The organism is Nocardioides sp. Root240, assembly GCF_001428825.1.
In the GTDB taxonomy this organism is placed as follows: Bacteria; Actinomycetota; Actinomycetes; order Propionibacteriales; family Nocardioidaceae; genus Nocardioides.
Map to the genome: position 1 here is coordinate 464,932 of NZ_LMIT01000010.1, position 16,572 is coordinate 481,503.

The window sequence follows — 16,572 nt, forward strand, 5'->3', positions numbered from 1 at the left end:
GGGTCCATCGTGCCGCGCCGGTGACCGCCGTCACACCCCTCGAAAGGAGGTGGGTGGGTCAGTGGTGCAGGAATCCCCGCTCCGGCGGGGATTCCTGCGGTTGCTGACTGTTGCAACCGTCAGCAACCGCAGGGAAGGGTCAGCAACCCTCGATCCCTCAGAGGTCGAACAGGGACTCCGCCGCGTTGATGTCGACGTCCGTGCGGGGCTGGTGGGCCTCGCCGGAGTACGACGCGGGCTGGGCCGGGGCGGCGGCCGCAGGGGCGGCGGTCGGCTCGGCCTCGGCCTCCGGCTCCGGCTCCGGCTCCGGCTCCAGCTCAGCCTCGGGCTCCGGCGCCGCGACGGGCTCCTCGACCGCGACCGGCTCGGGTTCGGCGGCCGGGGCCTCCTCGACCGGTGCCGCGACGGGCTCCGGCGCTGCAGCAGCAGCAGGACGCTCGACCGCAGCGGCCTCGGGGGCCGCGATGTCGAACAGCGAGCCCATGGCGTTGATGTCGACATCCGTCTTCGGCGCGCTGGCGGTGGAGCTCGAGGACGCCGGGGCAGCCGCGGACGTCTCAGCGACCGGAGCGGGCTCGGGAGTCACGGGCTCGGGCTCGGGCTCGGCGGCCGGCTCCGGGGCAGCGGCCGGGGCGGGGGCCGCGGCGGCGGGCTCGGGAGTCACGGGCTTGGCGTCGGTCGCTTCGCTCCCCGCCTGCTTCGCATCGGGGGTGGCGATGTCGAACAGCGAGCCGCCGGCGTTCAGGTCGACCGACGGTTCCGGAGCGGCCGGCGCAGCCGGGGCGGGGGCAGGAGCCTCCGCCTTCGGCGCCTCGGCTGCCTCCGCAGCGGGAGCAGCAGCGGGCGCCTCCTCGGCCGGGGCGAGGTCGAACAGCGAGCCACCAGCGCCCAGGTCCGCGGCCGGCTTGGCCTCGGCAGCAGCGGGCGCGGCGGCCGGCTTCTCCTCCGCCGGAGCAGCCGGAGCAGCGGGCGCGGGCGTGTCGAACAGCGAGCCGCCGTCGTCGAACAGCGAGCCGCCACCCGCCGGCTTCTCAGCCGGCTTCTCGGCCGACTTCTCAGCGGGCTTCTCTGCCGGCGCCGCGGGAGCGGAGTCGAACAGCGAGCTGGAGTCGTCGAAGAGCGAGCCGCCACCGGCCGGAGCCGCGGGCTTCTCCTCGGCGGGAGCAGCCGGGGCAGGGGTGTCGAACATCGAGCCCGGGTCGTCGAACATCGACGAGCCACCGGACGCCTTCGCGGCCGGGCCGACGTCCTCGGTGGCCACGACCGTGTCGTCGCTGATGGTGACGTCGCCGGCCTCGGGCTCGGCCTTGGTCTCCACCGACTGCTTCTCGGTCGGCGCAGCAGGAGCGGCAGCAGGTGCGGCAGCCTTCGGCTGCAGCGGCGTGCCCTCGCCCGGCTTGAGCTTGGTGGCCTGCTCGCCCTTGACCGACGCGAGCAGCATCTGCGCGACGTCGAGGACCTCGACCTCCTCGCGCGCCTCGCCGTCGGCCTGCATCTTGGTCAGGCCGTCGGAGATCATCACGCGGCAGAAGGGGCAACCCACGGCGACCTGGTCGGCGCCGGTGCCGACGGCCTCGGCGGTGCGGTTCAGGTTGATCCGCTCACCGATGGTCTCCTCCATCCACATGCGGGCACCACCGGCGCCGCAGCAGAAGGACTTCTCCTTGTTGCGCTCCATCTCGGCGAACTCGGCGCCGGGCAGGATCTCGAGGAGGTCGCGCGGCGGCGTGTAGACCTGGTTGTGGCGGCCCAGGAAGCAGGGGTCGTGGTAGGTGACCTTGCGGGCGTGCGCCCCGGCACCCGTGGCCACCGGGGTCAGCTTGCCCTCGCGCACCAGGCGGTTGAGCAGCTGCGTGTGGTGGATGACCTCGAGCTCGAGACCGAGCTGGCGGTACTCGTTCTTGAGGGTGTTCATGCAGTGCGGGCAGGTCGAGACGACCTTCTTGGCCTTGGCGTCGTTGAGCGTCTCGATGTTCTGCTGGGCCAGGCCCTGGAACACGAACTCGTTGCCGGCGCGGCGGGCCGAGTCACCGGTGCAGGTCTCGCCGTTGCCGAGTACGCCGAAGCTGACGCCGGCCAGGTCGAGGAGCTCCGCGACGGCGCGGGTCGTCTTCTTGGCCCGGTCCTCGTAGGCACCGGCGCAGCCGACCCAGAACAGCCAGTCGACGGACTCGAGGTCCTCGATCTGGTCGCCGACGACCTTGACCTCGAAGGGCAGGTCCTTCGCCCAGTCGAGGCGCGCCGTGGCGGACATGTTCCACGGGTTGCCCTTGTTCTCGAGGCCCTTGAAGAGGCCGTTGAGCTCGGACGGGAAGTTCGACTCGACGAGGACCTGGTAGCGACGCATGTCGACGAAGTGGTCGACGTGCTCGATGTCCACCGGGCACTGCTGGACGCAGGCACCACAGTTGGTGCACCCCCACAGGGCGTCCTCGTCGATGACGAAGTCACCGCCCTCGGGGTTGTAGAAGTAGTCGAGGACGCCGTCGGACTGCTCGCGGTCGGTCTTGCCGACGAGGGCACGCGGCTCGGCGCCGCCGGCGACGGCGTACGCCTCCTCGCGCATCGCCATCATCATCAGCTTGGGCGAGAGCGGCTTCTCGGTGTTCCAGGCGGGGCACTGCGACTGGCAACGGCCGCACTCGGTGCAGGTCGTGAAGTCGAGGATGTCCTTCCAGGAGAAGTCCCAGATGGAGCCGGCGCCCAGGACGGCTTCCTCGTCGAGGTCGTCGACGTCGTCGAGCGTGATCGGCTTGCCGCCGGAGGTCAGCGGCTTGACCGCGCCGAGAGCGGTGCGGCCGGACTCCTCACGCTTGAACCAGATGTTGAACCACGCCGTGAAGCGGTGCCAGGCGACACCCATCGTCAGGTTCGTGGAGATGACGATGAGCCAGATCATCGCGGAGGTGATCTTGAACATCGCGATGAAGAAGATGATGTTCTCGAGCGAGCCGATCGAGTCGTGGCCACTCGGGTAGAGGTTGCCGACGTACTGCGAGATCGGGAAGTGCGCGCCCGTGGCATGCCCCAATGACTCAGGGTTCTCGACGCCGTGGGCCCGAGCCAAATTGTGCTCGGCGCCGCGGATGAAGAGGATCGCGGAGCTCTCGAGGAGCACCATCGCCTCGACGAAGAAGGCCTGCCACTGCGTCGAGCCGAAGAAGCGGCTCCTGCGGCCGAGCTTCCGCGGCTGGTGCGAGAGGCGGTAGTAGATCAGCGGGAGGATCGCGAGGGAGCCGAGCAGGCCGAGGATCTCGGCGGTCCACTCGTAGACGGCCCACTTGCCGATGATCGGGATCGTCCACTCGGGGTCGAACAGCTGCGGGAACGCCGCCGCGACCGCGGTCGAGAGGAAGAGGAAGGCTGCGAACGCGAACCAGTGCAGCGCGCCGACCCACGTCCACTGCAGCATGCGCGTGTGGAGGAAGGTCTCCTTGAGCATCGTGACCGTGCGGCCGACCGGGTTGCCGGTGCGGCCGGGGGCCGGCTGGCCCTTGCGGATCACGCCGAGCATCGCCGCGACAGCGCGGGCGGTGAGGGCGATGGCCACCACCGAGATGGTCAGCGAAACGACGATCGCAATGGTCTGCATTGGCGACAACTCCACTCGTCTGCAGGATCAGGGCACGCACGGGTACGCGGGCCGAGCCTAGGGCCAACGTCGGCTACGGCGAACCAAAGGCTAGCCTTACCAACGCCGGGACAGGCGCGGCTGACGCCCGCATACTACCGGCAGGTAACTTCCTGCGGAGCGTGACGAATGCCTCAGCAGTCCTCAGGAGAAGGCCAGCCCGCTGACCTTCCCGGCGCTCGTGAAGCTCACCCGAACCGGCACCTTGGCGCGGGTGGCGGTCCGCGCGCAGAAGGAGTACGTCGTCCCGAGCCGCTCGAACGGCTGGCCGACCGCCCGCAGCACGGCCTCGGTCGTCATCCCGGTCCGCACCAGGCCCTGCACCTCGCTGACGCTCTTGCGCAGGTCGGCGTTGCGGCACGAGTCCGCGCGCACGCCGTACGAGCGCTCCCACATCTGCAGGTAGGCCTCGGCGCCGCGAGCCATGTCGTCGACGATCTTCTCGCCGTCGCCGGCGTTCTGCGCGTCGGCGATCCTGCGCAGGTCCTCCACCCAGTCGGGGTAGAGGCCGTACTGCGCGACGCCGTCGACGTTGATGTCCCAGGTGCGCTGGCCCGCCTGCTGCTTGTCGATCGTCACGCCGCCGAGGCCGGTGAACGGGTAGGTCACCGGGTTGGCGACGTCGGCACCACGGGGGTTGCCCTGCGCACCGAGGCCGTTGATGTCGGCACCGAAGCCGAACCCGAAGTAGTAGCGCGAGTCCGCCCAGCCCAGGTGGCGACGCCACTTCGCGACGAAGCCGGTCGAGTCGCCGGCGTACGGCGTGATGAAGCCGCCGGCCTTGTAGATCCGCGGGTAGGTGTCCGGCGTCGACCACGAGTGGCTCGAGATCACGCCCGGGTAGGCGAGGTCCTCGATCACGTCCATCGAGGCGGCCCGCGCCTTCACGGAGAGGTGGTCGGGGTCGAAGATCATGTTCCGCTGCGCCATGCCCTTGATCGTGTGGACGCCGAGCTCGGTCAGGCCGCGCTTGTTGCAGTGCGCGGGCGGGCCGTAGAGCGGGGTTGCGGGCAGCAGGCCGAGGATCTTGCCGACGGCACCGAAGAGGGCGTCCTGCTGGTCGGCGTCGAGGTCGGGGAGCACGGCGATCTGCGGGTTGTCGGCAGACTCCCCGTCGGCAGGCTCGCAGTGCTCCATCGCCCAGAAGGAGCCGGTCTCGAGGAAGTTCGCCGTGTTGACCAGCGGGCCGATCGCACCGGCGTCACCGGCGACGCCGGCGAGGGCGTTGTCGAACTTGTTGACGAGCTCCATCTGGCGCACGCCGAGCGCCCTCATCTCGTCGAGGTTGGCGTCGATCTCGGCCGTGGTGCAGGCGGGGAAGTCCTTGCCGAGCAGCTTCTTGTACGTGCAGCCGAACGGGATCGAGGTCTCGATCCCCATGACCACGGCCATCTTGCCGCTGTTGATGACGCGGCGCGCCTCGAACGGGTCCTTCACGATCCGGTAGAAGCCCTTGCCCGGTCCACCGAACTGCGCGTCGATGTAGTCCTGCATGATCCGCATGTCCTTGGCCTGCAGCCGGATCGAGGTCATGTCGTCGCAGGAGTTCCGCTTCAGCGGGTAGAGCTGGCAGAGCTTGTTGTTCTCGACGAGCAGGTTGACGAACACCCGCTGGCCGCCGCGCCACGCGCGCTCCAGCCAGCGGTAGTAGGTGCCCTCGTGGGTCAGCGACTCCGGCGCCGGCCAGTCCTTGAAGGTCGGCCAGCCGACCGGGTCGTGCGACGCCTCGCCCGACAGCACCGACTCGAGCAGCGCGCCCTTGCCCTGCGTGAAGGTGTGGTCGGGGCAGTCGACGAGCGCGTACGGCGCGCCGTACGCGTGCCACGGGCGGCCGCAGTGGACCTTGCCGCCGAGGAACTCGAACGCCATCCCGTGCGTGTGCGCGTCGACGAAGCCGCGCACCTCCTGGTAGGTGGTCTCGCCGGCGAACGGGTCACCGGTGACGTTGATGTCGGCCTCCGGGTACGACGGGCAGCCGGTCGCGGTCCGCAGCGAGAACGTCGTACCGGCACCCTTGGTGAGCTTGCCGGCGACGACGGTGAGGGCCTTGCCGAGGCCGACGTCGAAGCGGAAGCCGCCGACGACCTTGGTCGCGGTCCAGTCGGCGGCCGCGCTCGGCTTGGCGGCGACGCCGACGCCGGTGCCCTGGACGGCGAGCTCGCCCTGCGGCGTGTGCAGCAGGTAGCCGCCGAGGCGGGTCGCCTTGAAGTAGTAGGGGCCGAAGGCCTTGCCCGCGCCGGTCAGCGCGTAGCAGCCGCCGGCCATCGCGTAGCGGTCCGCCGGGACGGCGGTCCGGGCCGGGTAGGCGGCGACGTGCACGAGGTTCGGGTCGGGCAGTGCGCGCTGCTCGTCGACGTAGGCCTCGGCCGCGGTGCGCTCGGCGGCGGTGGTCGGGTCGACGGCCTCCTCGCCGACGGCCAGGCCGCGGGAGACGTCGTTCTTCGTCGCCGGGTCGTTGTGGTTGTGGGGAGCCAGGAGCGCGTCGTCGTGCGGGATGCCCTGCGCCGACTTCTGCTGCTCGACGGCCGCGGCGAGGCTGGTGACACCACCGCCGCCGGTGGGCAGCGAGACGGCGACCCCCACGAGGACGGCCGCCACCGCGCCGGCCACACCGATCCGACGGACCAGACCCTGCTCCGTCCGGGACTCCTGCGCCACGACCCACCTCCGCTTCTCGGGGCACCTCGAGGTGACCCCGGTCACCCCTGCAACGACTCAGGGTGGCACGAGTGACGCAGGAAAGTGAATAGCGGTCAGGTTTTGGGACCGGGCCGCCCGACGGACTACTTGACCGCCCAGGCGCCCGGGTCGTTGATGGTGTCGCTGGCACCCTCGGAGATGCTGGGCCACTCGTTGCCGGCCAGGCCGCCCGAGGTGCCCTGCAGGGCCAGCCAGTTGATCGTGTCGACGGTGGCCTGGTTGGTGAAGAACTCCAGCAGGATGTCGCCGATGTCGACGACCTTCTGCCAGACCTTCGCGGCGGCCTCGAGCGCGGTCGGCACCTCGAAGGAGATCACCTTCGACGCATCGGTGGCACTGGCCAGGATCTCCAGGATGTCGGTGTAGCTCGACGCGAACTCGTAGATCAGCTTGCGCCAGAGCTCGAGGATCTTCAGCGCCGCGGCGCTGGTGAGCTTGCCGCCCTCCTCGAGCGCCTCGCCGAGCTTCTCCAGGTTGGAGACCTGCACGGTGGCGACGGTGGCGTACTTGCGGGCCGCGTCACCGCCCCAGGCGGCGTCGATGTCGCTGGCGATCTCGGCGTCGTTGCGCTGCTTGAAGATCATCGCCTGCGCGGTGACGTAGTTCTCGGCGTAGATCTGCAGCTTGCCCGGGTTGCCGGCGAGGTCGTTGATGGCCTGCTGGACCTTCTCGACGATGTCCTCCATGCCCTTCACCAGGGCCGGGAAGATCTCGGCGTTCCACTTGTCGATGGCCTTCGACAGCACGTTGCCGTCGAAGGGGTTGATGTCGGAGAGGAACTTGCCGAACGAGCTCAGTCCGTCGTTCAGCATGTTGGCGATCTTGTTGACCGCCTCCCAGTAGTCCTCCTGGAACTGGACGTACTTCTCGTTGAACTGCTCCAGCAGGTCGGCGAAGGTGGTGGGGTCACTCACGGCTCGATCATCCTGTCGAGGACGGCGAACTCGGTCTTCACCGTGGAGTCCACTCCGTCGTAGTCGTTGGCGGTGCTGGTCAGGGCGGCGTCGAGGTAGGTGAAGTTCCCCTTGGCCTTGTCGACGGCGGCGAGCATGTCGTTGCTCCAGTTGTCGTAGCTGGTGGCCACGCCCGACGAGCCCGCGAGCACGCCGAAGTCGTTGCCGTGCCCGACGCCGGGGAGGATCTCGGTGTGCGCGCTGGCCATGTCGCTCGCGGCCGTCGACCACATGGTCGCGGCGGCCCGGAGCGTCTGGCTCTTGACGTAGAAGGAACCGCGGTCGGTCATCGCTCGTCTCGCTTTCGGTAGGCGTCGGCGAAGGCCTGCGTGATCGCATCGCCGACGTTGGAGGGGCGGGCATTGGCGAGCCAGCCGGGATCGGCGACGACCGGTCCCCACGAGCTGGCGAGGGCGAGGGTCACCGTGACGCACTCGTTGGCGGAGATGCCCTCGGTCGGGCTGAAGCGGCGCTCCAGCAGCGCCGTCGAACGCGGCGCGCGCGGCCGGGCGACGTGCTGGCCCTGGCGGTTCTCGACGGTGCGGATCGGAGGGTGCCCGTCGAGACCGGCGATCCGGCGGTCGGGGTCGAGGCCGCGGTCGGGATAGAGCGCCTCGAGGCGGTCCATCACCGCGGCCCGGTAGGCGTGCTCGACGGCCGCGGCGAGCGCGGCCGGGTCGTGCACCGAGTCGCGCTCGCGGACCTCGACCTGGCGGACCCGGTCGGTGGCGTCCACGGTCACCGTGACCGCGCCCGTGGGCTCGTCGCCGGTGCCACCGGTTTCGTTGGCGTAGGTCATCGTCCTGCTTCCGGGATGAGAGGTGTGGATGGGTGGAGGGAGGGGCGACACATGTTCAGTAGGTCGCCTCGGCGCTGCTCGCCAACGCCGCGAGGCCGGCGCGCAGCCGCTCCCCCGGGGTCGGTACGTCGGCAGCGAGCTGGATCTCGACGACGCGGTCGTCGTCCGTGAGCAGCACGGCCTTGGCCACGCCCGTGTCGGCGCCGGTCGGGAAGGCCCGCACGCACGCGGTGACGTCGGTGCCGATCCAGTCGGGGTCGACCTCCGGCTCGGGCGCGTTGTCCCGGGGCAGCAGGGCGCAGCGCTCGTCGTACCGGTCACGGCCGGTGCCGACGGCACCCACGGTGACCACGCTGGAGCCCGCGGACCGCTCGCACCGACCGGCCTGCTCGCCGGCAGCGGCCGACGCGGTCCAGCCGAGCGAGGTGAGCGCGGTGTCCGGGATCAGCTCCGCGCACGCCGTCGTGGGATCGGCCGTCGGCGAGCCGGACGTGGCGACCGTGGTCGGGTCGTCGCCGGTCCGGTCCACGTCGGGGTCCTCACCGCACCCGGCAGTGCCGAGCGAGAGGGCGAGGGCCACGACGAGGAAGCGGAGGTGCACGCGGCGACTCGTTCCCCGCACCCCGGCCACCAAACACCCGGGGCACCGGCATGATGGCGGCACGATCCGGGAAGGGACCCTCGATGAACCGCACTGCTGGTGGGGCACGCCTGCGTACCGGCGCGCTCGTCCTGCTGCCCGCGCTCGCGCTCGCGGCGTGTGGCAGCCATCGCGTCCCGTCCGGCCAGGCGCCCACCGCGGCGCCGACGTCGACGCCGTCCGGCACCCCCTCGGATACCGGGGCCGGCGACCTCGCGATCGCGCGCAGCGAGACCCGCGAGGACTCGGTCTACCCCGACATCGGTGACCCGTTGGTCGACGCGCTGCACTACGACCTCGGCCTCACCTGGGATCCCGCGAAGGACCGGCTCACCGGCCGCGAGGTGCTGACCTTCCGTGCCACCGGCGACTCCGCGACCATCCCGCTCGACTTCAACGAGCAGCTCGCGATCTCCGAGCTCACCGTCGACGGCCAGCCGGTCGAGCACACGGTCGCCGGGACCCACCTGACCGTCGAGCACCCGATCGAGGCGGACGAGCAGTACGAGCTCGGCCTCACCTACGCCGGCACGCCCGCGCCCGCGCCCGCCCCGAGCACCCGCTCCGACTTCACCCAGGGCGTCGGCTGGAGCGTCACCGGCGACCACGAGACGTGGACCCTGCAGGAGCCCTACGGCGCCTTCACCTGGTACGCCGTCAACGACCAGCCGTCCGACAAGGCGCTCTACGACTTCACCCTCACCGTGCCCTCGCCCTGGTCGGGCGTCGCGAACGGCGTGCTGCGGAGGACGACCACGCGGAGCGGGCAGACGACCAACCGGTGGCACCTCGCGGAGCCGGCGGCGTCGTACCTGGTGACGGTGGCGTTCGCCGACTACCAGCACACCGACCTGAAGTCGGCGAGCGGCGTGCCGATCCAGGTCTGGGCGCCCGCCGGCGGGAAGGCGCTGCCCGGGGGCACCAGCACGGCGCCGGCGGCGATCGACTGGCTGGAGAAGGTGCTCGGTCCGTACCCGTTCGACTCCTTCGGCGTGGTGGTCGTCGACAACGACAGCGGCATGGAGACCCAGACGATGGTCACCCTCGGCGACACCGACTACTCGCTGTCGCCGGCCGTGATGGTGCACGAGGCCGCGCACCACTGGTACGGCGACACGGTCACCCCCGCCGACTGGTCGGACGTGTGGATGAACGAGGGCATGGCGATGTACCTGCAGGGCATGTGGGAGGCCGAGCAGGAGGGCATCACGATCGAGGACAAGATGGACCAGTGGGCGGCCTTCGAGGTCCAGCTCCGCGAGGCCGCCGGGCCGCCCGCGGCCTTCGACCCGGCGCAGTTCGGTGACGGGAACATCTACTACGGGCCGGCGCTGATGTGGCAGGAGCTGCGCGAGCGGATCGGCGACGACGCCTTCTTCCGGGTGCTGCGGGAGTGGCCGGCGGCGCAGGAGAACGGCACGGCCGACCGCGAGGAGTACTGGGACTGGATCGAGCAGGAGACCGGCGAGGAGCTGTCGGACTTCTTCGACGCGTGGTTGCTGGGCAAGCAGACGCCGGCACGCGACTGAGGCTTTGCCTCGCACCCCTTCCCCCGCACTGGAACACGTTCTAGTCTCCGGGGATGCGCCCCCGCTCCCTGGCCGCTGCCGCTGCTGTCGGCATCCTCGCCCTGGCCCTCGGCTCGCCCGCCGCACCCGTGCACGCCGACGACGGCTTCGCGCTGCCCGGGCTGCCCGCGCTGCCCGCGCTGCCGACGATCCCGGGGCTGCCGATCCCGCCGCTGCCGACCGACCTGCTCGTGCCGCGGTTCACCGGCGCTCCGGTCACGGCGCAGCCGCTGGAGGCGCCGCCGGTGCCGCAGAACCCGTGGCTCGCACCGAACGGTCGCAGCAGCATGCACAACGACGCGTACAGCTCCGACGCCTACACCGTCGCGGGGCCGACCGGGCGGGCGCTGACGATGCGGACGGCGTCGTACGGCATCCGGGAGTGCGCGACGATGGGCTTCGACTCGCACGACCGGATCGTCGGGCTGTGCGGGGGTCTCGAGGGCTTCACGATGATGGTCATCGACCCGGTGACGCTGCGCGCGATCTCGCAGCTGCAGGTGTCGGCGCGCGACTTCAGCAAGGCCGCGAACCCGTTCACCGACCTGTGCGGCGGGACCTACTTCTTCCTCGACGCCGAGGACCACGCGTTCGCGACGACGACCGACTCGTCGATCGCCGAGGTCGTCGTCGGCGTGGACGGCAGGCTGACCAAGGGCCGCAGGTGGCCGCTGGCGTCGTACCTGGGCGCGGACGACTGCCTCGTCGCGACCGGCGTCGACTGGTCGGGCAGGGTCTGGTGGTTCAGCCAGGACGGCACCGTCGGCACGCTCGACCGTGCCACCGGCGTCGTGAGGAAGCTGGAGCTGCCGGAGGGCGAGGGCATCTTCAACTCGGTCTCCACCGACGAGACCGGCGGCGTCTACTTCGTCTCGACGCACCAGGCCTACCGCCTCGACGCGGCCGCGGACGGGACGCCCGAGATCACGTGGGCGATCCCCTACGACCGCGGCACGACGGTGAAGCCGGGCATGCTCTCGCAGGGCTCCGGCACCTCGCCCACGCTGATCGGCGAGCGCTGGATCGGCATCGCCGACAATGCCGAGCCGCAGAGCCACGTCATCGTCTACGACCGGCGGCGCGGCGTCCCGGCCGGCGAGCGCGAGCACTGCTCGGTGCCGGTGCTGCAGTCCGGGGCCAGCACGACCGAGAACAGCCTCGTGGCGGCGGGCAACTCGCTGATCATCGAGAACAACTACGGGTACGCCGGCATCACCTCCACGCTGCTCGGGAGGTCCACGACCCCCGGCGTCTCGCGGGTGATGATCGACGACGACGGCTGCCACGTCGCGTGGACGAACTCCACGGTCGCGCCGACGTCGGTGCCGAAGGCCTCGCTCGGCAACGGCCTCGTCTACGTGTATTCGAAGCCGCCGCGCAAGGACCTGCTCGACGCCTGGTACGTCACCGCGATCGACATCCGGACCGGCGAGACCGCGTGGAGCCGGCTGACCGGCACCGGCATCCAGTGGAACAACCACTACGCCGCGATCTACCTCGGCCCTGACGGGGCGTTGTACGTCGCGACGATCGTCGGCCTGATCCGGCTCGCCGACGGCTGATCGGCGGCTGATCGGCGGCTGATCGACGGCACAGACCGCAGGTGGCGGCGTTGGCAACTGCTGCCATGTCGCCGCCGGCGGCGCGCGGCCTAGCGTCGCCGACATGTCTGCACCACTGGCCGATGTGCTCGTCCTCGACCTGACCCGGGCGCTCGCGGGACCGCACGCCGCGATGATGCTCGGCGACCTCGGCGCGCGGGTGATCAAGGTGGAGAGCCCGGGCGGGGACGACACGCGCGGCTGGGGGCCGCCGTTCGCCGTACCGGAGGAGGGGAGCCGGGAGTCGACGTACTTCCTCTCGGCGAACCGCAACAAGGAGTCGATCACCCTCGACCTCAAGGACCCGGCCGACCAGGAGGTGCTGGCGCAGCTGATCACGCGCGCCGACGTGCTGATGGAGAACTTCCGCGTCGGCGTGCTCGACCGGCTCGGCTTCCCCGTGTCGCGGCTGCACGAGCTCAACCCGCGGCTGGTCGTCCTGCAGATCACCGGCTTCGGGCACGACGGCCCGGAGGCGCACCGCTCCGGCTTCGACCAGATCGCGCAGGGCGAGGGCGGGCTGATGTCGCTCACCGGCATCGCGGAGCCGACCAAGGTCGGCGTACCGATCGCGGACCTGCTGGCCGGCATGAACGGTGCCTACGGCGTGGTGGCCGCCCTCTACGAGCGCGAGCGCACCGGCCGCGGCCGCGTCGTGCACACCTCGCTGCTGGCCGGCATGGTCGGCGTGCACGCCTTCCAGGGCACCAAGTGGACCGTCGCCGGCGAGGTCCCCGGCCTGGCCGGTGGGCACCACCCGTCGATCGCGCCCTACGGCATGTGGCAGACCGCGACCGGGCCGGTGCAGATCGCGTGCGGGTCGGAGAAGCTCTGGCAGGCGTTCTGCGCGGAGTTCGGCCTCGACGCCGACCGCCCGGGCCTGGCGAGCAACCCCGAGCGGGTCGCGAACCGTGCCGAGGTGATCGCCCTGGTCGACTCGCTGCTCGCCGACCTGTCGGCCGAGGAGGCGCTGCACCGGCTCGACCGCGCCGGCGTACCGGCGGGGAGGGTGCGCTCGCTCGAGGAGGTCTACACGTGGGACCAGACGCTGTCGCAGGGCCTGGTCCTCGAGGTCGAGCACGCGACGCTCGGCCCGGTGCGCCTGCCCGGCCCGGCGCTGCGCTTCGACGACAACGCGTACGCCGGCGGGCGGGCCGAGCACGTCGCTCCCCCGACGCTGGGGCAGCACAACGAGTCCGTGCGGGAGTGGCTGGCGGCCGACCTCAGCGCGTGAGGTCGGCGCCGAACACGAGCGCAGGTCCGCCGGACTTGACCACCTCGCGCTCGAGCGCGAGGCCGATCCCGCGCGCGACGCCCTGGGAGGCGAGGTTGTCCGGGCGGATGATCGCGACCAGGTGGGCGATCCCCGCCGCCCGAGCGGCGTCGCGGACTGCAGCGGCGGCCTCGGTGGCGTAGCCCTTCCGGCGGAGGGACGCGTGCACGTGCCAGCCCGCCTCGACGTACCAGTCGCCCTCGACCTCCTGCATCGTGAGCCCGCAGTCGCCGACGAACACGCCGTCGTGGGTCTCGACGATCCACAGGCCGAAGCCGTGCTCGGCGTAGTTGTCGCGTTGCCACTGGATCCAGCCCTCCGGCCCGCGCGACCCACCGAGGTCGAGCGTCGAGACGGCCGGCAGGTCGGCCTCGGTCATCTCGCGGAAGCGGAGACGCGGGGTCGGGTCCGGGAGCACGCCGCCACGCTACTGTCCGCGGTCACCTCCCCTGCCCGTCCAGGCGCGCCGAGGGGCCCGACGCCTCGCACGGTCGGGCCCCTCGGACAGGCGGTCGGGAGTCAGCCCAGGTCGACGATTGCGGCGACCGGGCCGCCACCGTCCGGACCCTGGTGGGCAGCGGAGACGGAGACGAAGACGGCCGGGTCGCCGGTGACGGCCGCGGTGACGCCGCCGACGCAGGACTTGATCTGGCGGTGCCAGTGCACGTCGGAGTCGTCGAGCATCGCGTTGCGGCGGCCGCGGACCTGACCGTCCTGGGAGACCTCGCACTTGAGGAAGACGTTGACCAGGCGGCCGTCGAGGTCGGCGGTGCGGGGACGCTCGGGCAGGTCGAGGCCGGCGGACCTGATGGCCTCCCAGATGCCGTCCTGGTCGAGGGCGTCCTTCATGACCGAGTGGCCGATGCGGTAGCGGCCGCCGACGCCGGCGGCGTTGCCGACGACGACGATCTGGGCCTGGTCGAGCTCGACGCCCGACGAGCAGGAGGCGACCGAGGAGTAGAGGTCGCGGTTCTTCATCACGTCGGCGTCGGTGGGCATCTCGATCTCGCCGAGGGCGACGGCGATGCCGAGGCCGGTGACACCGTTGGAGAGGTCCATCGACTCGTGGGTGTGCTCGGTCCAGACCTGCTGGCCGCGGCTGTGGGCGTCCCGGATGGTGTGGATGGTGAGCAGCGGGGTCTTGGTCTGCACGTAGTGCACGTCGGAGGGGTCGGTGATGCCGGCACGCTCCATGGCGACCTTCACCCCGGCGGCGACCTTCTCGATCATCGCGACGTACCCGATCTCCTCGGGCAGGATCGGCTCGCTCATCGCGAAGCCCACGGTGAGGCGCTGCTCGGCGCGGCTCGGGTCGTCCTCGGGTACGTCGACCGTCGCGAAGATCGTCGCGTGGGGGCTGATCACGCCGTCGGTGCCGCCGGACCACACGATCGGGACCTGCTTGACCTGGTCCGCGGGCGCGCCCTTCGCGACCAGCACCTCGCGGAAGGCCCGGTCGGCGATGATCCGGGTGTAGTCGTTGACGCCGCCGTTCCCCTCGGTCTTGCCGATGATCGCGATCACCCGGTCGGCGGCGAGGACGCCGTCGTCGATCAGCGTGGCCAGCTCGGAGGCGTCCGCGACGGAGTGGATCGGGACCTTGCGGACCTCGATGGCTGCGGGCATGGTCAGGCTTCCTTTCGGTTGGGGGTGACGATCGTCCCGACGCGCCCGGAGGCGGCCGCGACGATGGAGTGCAGATCAGTGATGACGCCGCGGCGTCCGGACTGCTCGACGAACCGGCACACGGCGTCGACCTTCGGGCCCATGGAGCCGCCGGCGAAGTGGCCCGCGTCGGCGTAGGCCCGCATCTGGTCGAGGTCGACCTCGCCGATGTCGTGGGCGTCCGGCGTACCGAACCCCAGGACGGCGTGGGCCACGTCGGTGGCGATCACGAGCAGGTCGACCTCGACGGCGCGCGCCAGCAGGGCGGCACCGAGGTCCTTGTCGATGACCGCCTCGACGCCGGCGAGGGTGCCGTCGAGGTGCCGCACCGTCGGGATCCCCCCGCCGCCGTTGGCGATCACGACGAAGCCGGCGTCGACGAGGGCGACGACCGCGGGGGCGTCGAGCACCTCGAGCGGCTCGGGTGAGGCGACGACGCGGCGCCAACCGCGCTCGCCGCGGTCCTCCCAGGTCTCGCCGTGCTCGATCATGGTCTGCGCCTCGTCGGCGGAGAGGTAGCGCCCGACCGGCTTGCTCGGCCGGGCGAACGCCGGGTCCGCGCCGTCGACCAGGGTCCGGGTGACCAGGGCTGCCGTGGGCCGGGAGATGCCCCGGGCCGCAAGGGCGCCGTCGAGGGCGTTCATCAAGATGTCGCCGAGGGTGCCCTGGGTCTGTGCGCCGCACCAGTCCAGCGGGACGGGCGGGACGACCTGCGCGGCGAGCTCGTTCTTCACCAGCAGGTTGCCGACCTGGGGGCCGTTGCCGTGGGTGATCACGACGTCGACGCCCTCGGCGACGAGGTCCGCGACGGCCACCATGGCCTCGGTGGCCGCGGCGATCTGGTCCTCGGGCCGGGCCTTGCCGTCGGGCGACGTCATCGCGTTGCCGCCCAGCGCCAGGAGGATTCTCATGCAGCGAACCTAGTGAGCCGGATCACGGCCGTTCATCGTCGGGAACAGCCAACGCGGGCGGGCAGGGCTGGCAACTCCTGCCAGCCAGCACGTCGGCGGCCGGGCGGGGCGAGCGGCCGAGCAGGGCGGCGAGCGGGACGCCGCCGGTGGGCAGGCCGTGGTCGTCGTAGTAGGCGAACATCGCGCGCAGCCACGGGTGCTCGTCGGCGGCCGGCTCGATGCGACGTGCGGTGGCACCGAGGGCAGCGGCGAGCTCGGCGACGGTGACGAGCGCAGGTCCACCGAGCTCGTACGTCGCGCCGGCGTGGCCGGGCCGGGTCAGCACCACGGCCGTCGCCTCGGCGACGTCGTCGAGGTCGACCAGGCCGAAGGGCCGGTCGACGGCATAGGGCACGTCGAGGTGGCCGGTGGTCGCGGCGGCACGCGCCGCGGGGAGGAGGTTCTGGGCGTAGGCGCACGGCTGGAGCAGGGTCCAGTCGAGGCCGGAGCGGCGGACCAGGTCCTCCGCGACGGCCTTGCCCAGGTGGTGCGGCATGGCGGGGACGTACGGCGAGGCGACCGAGTGGTAGGTGACGCGAGCGATGCCCGCGGCACGGGCGGCGGCCAGCGCCGCGGCGACGAGCCCGGGCTCGTCGGGGTGAAGGTTCGGCGCGATCACGTGGACCGCGTCGGCACCGGCGAGTGCAGCCGACAGCGACGAGGGCAGGTCGGCGAACGCGGCCCGGCCCAGGGGGCGTGTCGCCACGCCCACCCGGGCCAGGGCCGCACCGACGGCACGGCCGGTCTTGCCGGATCCACCGAGGATCGCGACCTCCATCGAACGGGTCCTCC

At 71.4% G+C, this 16,572-nt stretch carries 13 protein-coding genes; 3 read left to right on the top strand and 10 right to left on the bottom strand.

Going from position 1 to position 16,572, the window contains the following annotated elements; all coding sequences use genetic code 11:
• Window positions 1–157: 157 nt before the first annotated feature.
• From ASE20_RS12340 to ASE20_RS12365, 6 genes are all read right to left on the bottom strand, one after another.
• Window positions 158–3,550 carry a (Fe-S)-binding protein gene (locus ASE20_RS12340; protein WP_318655573.1) on the bottom strand — a complete coding sequence of 1,131 codons (3,393 nt, stop codon included), beginning with the start codon at window positions 3,548–3,550 and terminating at the stop codon, window positions 158–160.
• A 225-nt stretch (window positions 3,551–3,775) separates the two neighbouring features.
• A complete protein-coding gene (locus ASE20_RS12345) occupies window positions 3,776–6,289 on the bottom strand; it encodes a hypothetical protein (protein ID WP_056894831.1) in 2,514 nt (837 codons plus the stop codon).
• Window positions 6,290–6,414: 125 nt separating this feature from the next.
• The gene (locus tag ASE20_RS12350) at window positions 6,415–7,245 is read right to left on the bottom strand and encodes a hypothetical protein (protein WP_056894832.1); all 831 of its coding nucleotides are present in this window, start codon (window positions 7,243–7,245) and stop codon (window positions 6,415–6,417) included.
• The gene (locus ASE20_RS12355; protein WP_056894833.1) at window positions 7,242–7,574 is read right to left on the bottom strand and encodes a hypothetical protein; all 333 of its coding nucleotides are present in this window, start codon (window positions 7,572–7,574) and stop codon (window positions 7,242–7,244) included. Before ASE20_RS12355 ends, ASE20_RS12350 begins: the two co-directional genes overlap by 4 nt.
• Window positions 7,571–8,083 (bottom strand): hypothetical protein, encoded by a 513-nt coding sequence (locus ASE20_RS12360; RefSeq protein WP_056894834.1) that lies wholly within the window; start codon window positions 8,081–8,083, stop codon window positions 7,571–7,573. Before ASE20_RS12360 ends, ASE20_RS12355 begins: the two co-directional genes overlap by 4 nt.
• Before the next feature lie 55 nt (window positions 8,084–8,138).
• Complete coding sequence (locus ASE20_RS12365) at window positions 8,139–8,684, bottom strand: hypothetical protein (protein WP_056894835.1); 546 nt, start codon at window positions 8,682–8,684, stop codon at window positions 8,139–8,141.
• A gap of 83 nt (window positions 8,685–8,767) precedes the next feature.
• Here ASE20_RS12365 and ASE20_RS12370 point away from each other — a divergent pair, with 83 nt between their 5' ends.
• The 3 genes from ASE20_RS12370 (at window position 8,768) to ASE20_RS12380 (ending at window position 13,126) form a co-directional block, all read left to right on the top strand.
• On the top strand, window positions 8,768–10,252 hold the full coding sequence (locus ASE20_RS12370; RefSeq protein WP_056894836.1) for a M1 family metallopeptidase: 1,485 nt from the start codon (window positions 8,768–8,770) through the stop codon (window positions 10,250–10,252).
• A 53-nt stretch (window positions 10,253–10,305) separates the two neighbouring features.
• Window positions 10,306–11,853 (top strand): hypothetical protein, encoded by a 1,548-nt coding sequence (locus tag ASE20_RS12375; RefSeq protein ID WP_056894837.1) that lies wholly within the window; start codon window positions 10,306–10,308, stop codon window positions 11,851–11,853.
• Between the two features lie 103 nt (window positions 11,854–11,956).
• Window positions 11,957–13,126 carry a CaiB/BaiF CoA transferase family protein gene (locus ASE20_RS12380; protein WP_056894838.1) on the top strand — a complete coding sequence of 390 codons (1,170 nt, stop codon included), beginning with the start codon at window positions 11,957–11,959 and terminating at the stop codon, window positions 13,124–13,126.
• Here ASE20_RS12380 and ASE20_RS12385 read toward each other — a convergent pair.
• The 4 genes from ASE20_RS12385 to ASE20_RS12400 all read right to left on the bottom strand — a co-directional run bounded on the left by ASE20_RS12385 (window position 13,116) and on the right by ASE20_RS12400 (window position 16,558).
• Window positions 13,116–13,583, bottom strand: a complete 468-nt coding sequence (locus tag ASE20_RS12385) for a GNAT family N-acetyltransferase (protein WP_056894839.1) — start codon at window positions 13,581–13,583, stop codon at window positions 13,116–13,118. The genes ASE20_RS12380 and ASE20_RS12385 overlap by 11 nt on opposite strands.
• 101 nt (window positions 13,584–13,684) lie before the next feature.
• Window positions 13,685–14,791 carry a ring-opening amidohydrolase gene (locus ASE20_RS12390; protein ID WP_056894840.1) on the bottom strand — a complete coding sequence of 369 codons (1,107 nt, stop codon included), beginning with the start codon at window positions 14,789–14,791 and terminating at the stop codon, window positions 13,685–13,687.
• Between the two features lie 2 nt (window positions 14,792–14,793).
• Window positions 14,794–15,741 carry a carbamate kinase gene (locus tag ASE20_RS12395; protein WP_056894841.1) on the bottom strand — a complete coding sequence of 316 codons (948 nt, stop codon included), beginning with the start codon at window positions 15,739–15,741 and terminating at the stop codon, window positions 14,794–14,796.
• 22 nt (window positions 15,742–15,763) lie between these two features.
• A complete protein-coding gene (locus ASE20_RS12400; RefSeq protein ID WP_056894842.1) occupies window positions 15,764–16,558 on the bottom strand; it encodes an SDR family oxidoreductase in 795 nt (264 codons plus the stop codon).
• Window positions 16,559–16,572: the final 14 nt, after the last annotated feature.

Bases quoted from the DNA above. Each gene is read 5' to 3' on its own strand.
- ASE20_RS12355 (WP_056894833.1), bottom strand. From the start codon at position 7,574: ATGACCGACCGCGGTTCCTTCTACGTCAAGAGCCAGACGCTCCGGGCC.
- ASE20_RS12360 (WP_056894834.1), bottom strand. From the start codon at position 8,083: ATGACCTACGCCAACGAAACCGGTGGCACCGGCGACGAGCCCACGGGC.
- ASE20_RS12370 (WP_056894836.1), top strand. From the start codon at position 8,768: ATGAACCGCACTGCTGGTGGGGCACGCCTGCGTACCGGCGCGCTCGTC.
- ASE20_RS12375 (WP_056894837.1), top strand. From the start codon at position 10,306: ATGCGCCCCCGCTCCCTGGCCGCTGCCGCTGCTGTCGGCATCCTCGCC.
- ASE20_RS12380 (WP_056894838.1), top strand. From the start codon at position 11,957: ATGTCTGCACCACTGGCCGATGTGCTCGTCCTCGACCTGACCCGGGCG.
- ASE20_RS12390 (WP_056894840.1), bottom strand. From the start codon at position 14,791: ATGCCCGCAGCCATCGAGGTCCGCAAGGTCCCGATCCACTCCGTCGCG.
- ASE20_RS12395 (WP_056894841.1), bottom strand. From the start codon at position 15,741: ATGAGAATCCTCCTGGCGCTGGGCGGCAACGCGATGACGTCGCCCGAC.
- ASE20_RS12400 (WP_056894842.1), bottom strand. From the start codon at position 16,558: ATGGAGGTCGCGATCCTCGGTGGATCCGGCAAGACCGGCCGTGCCGTC.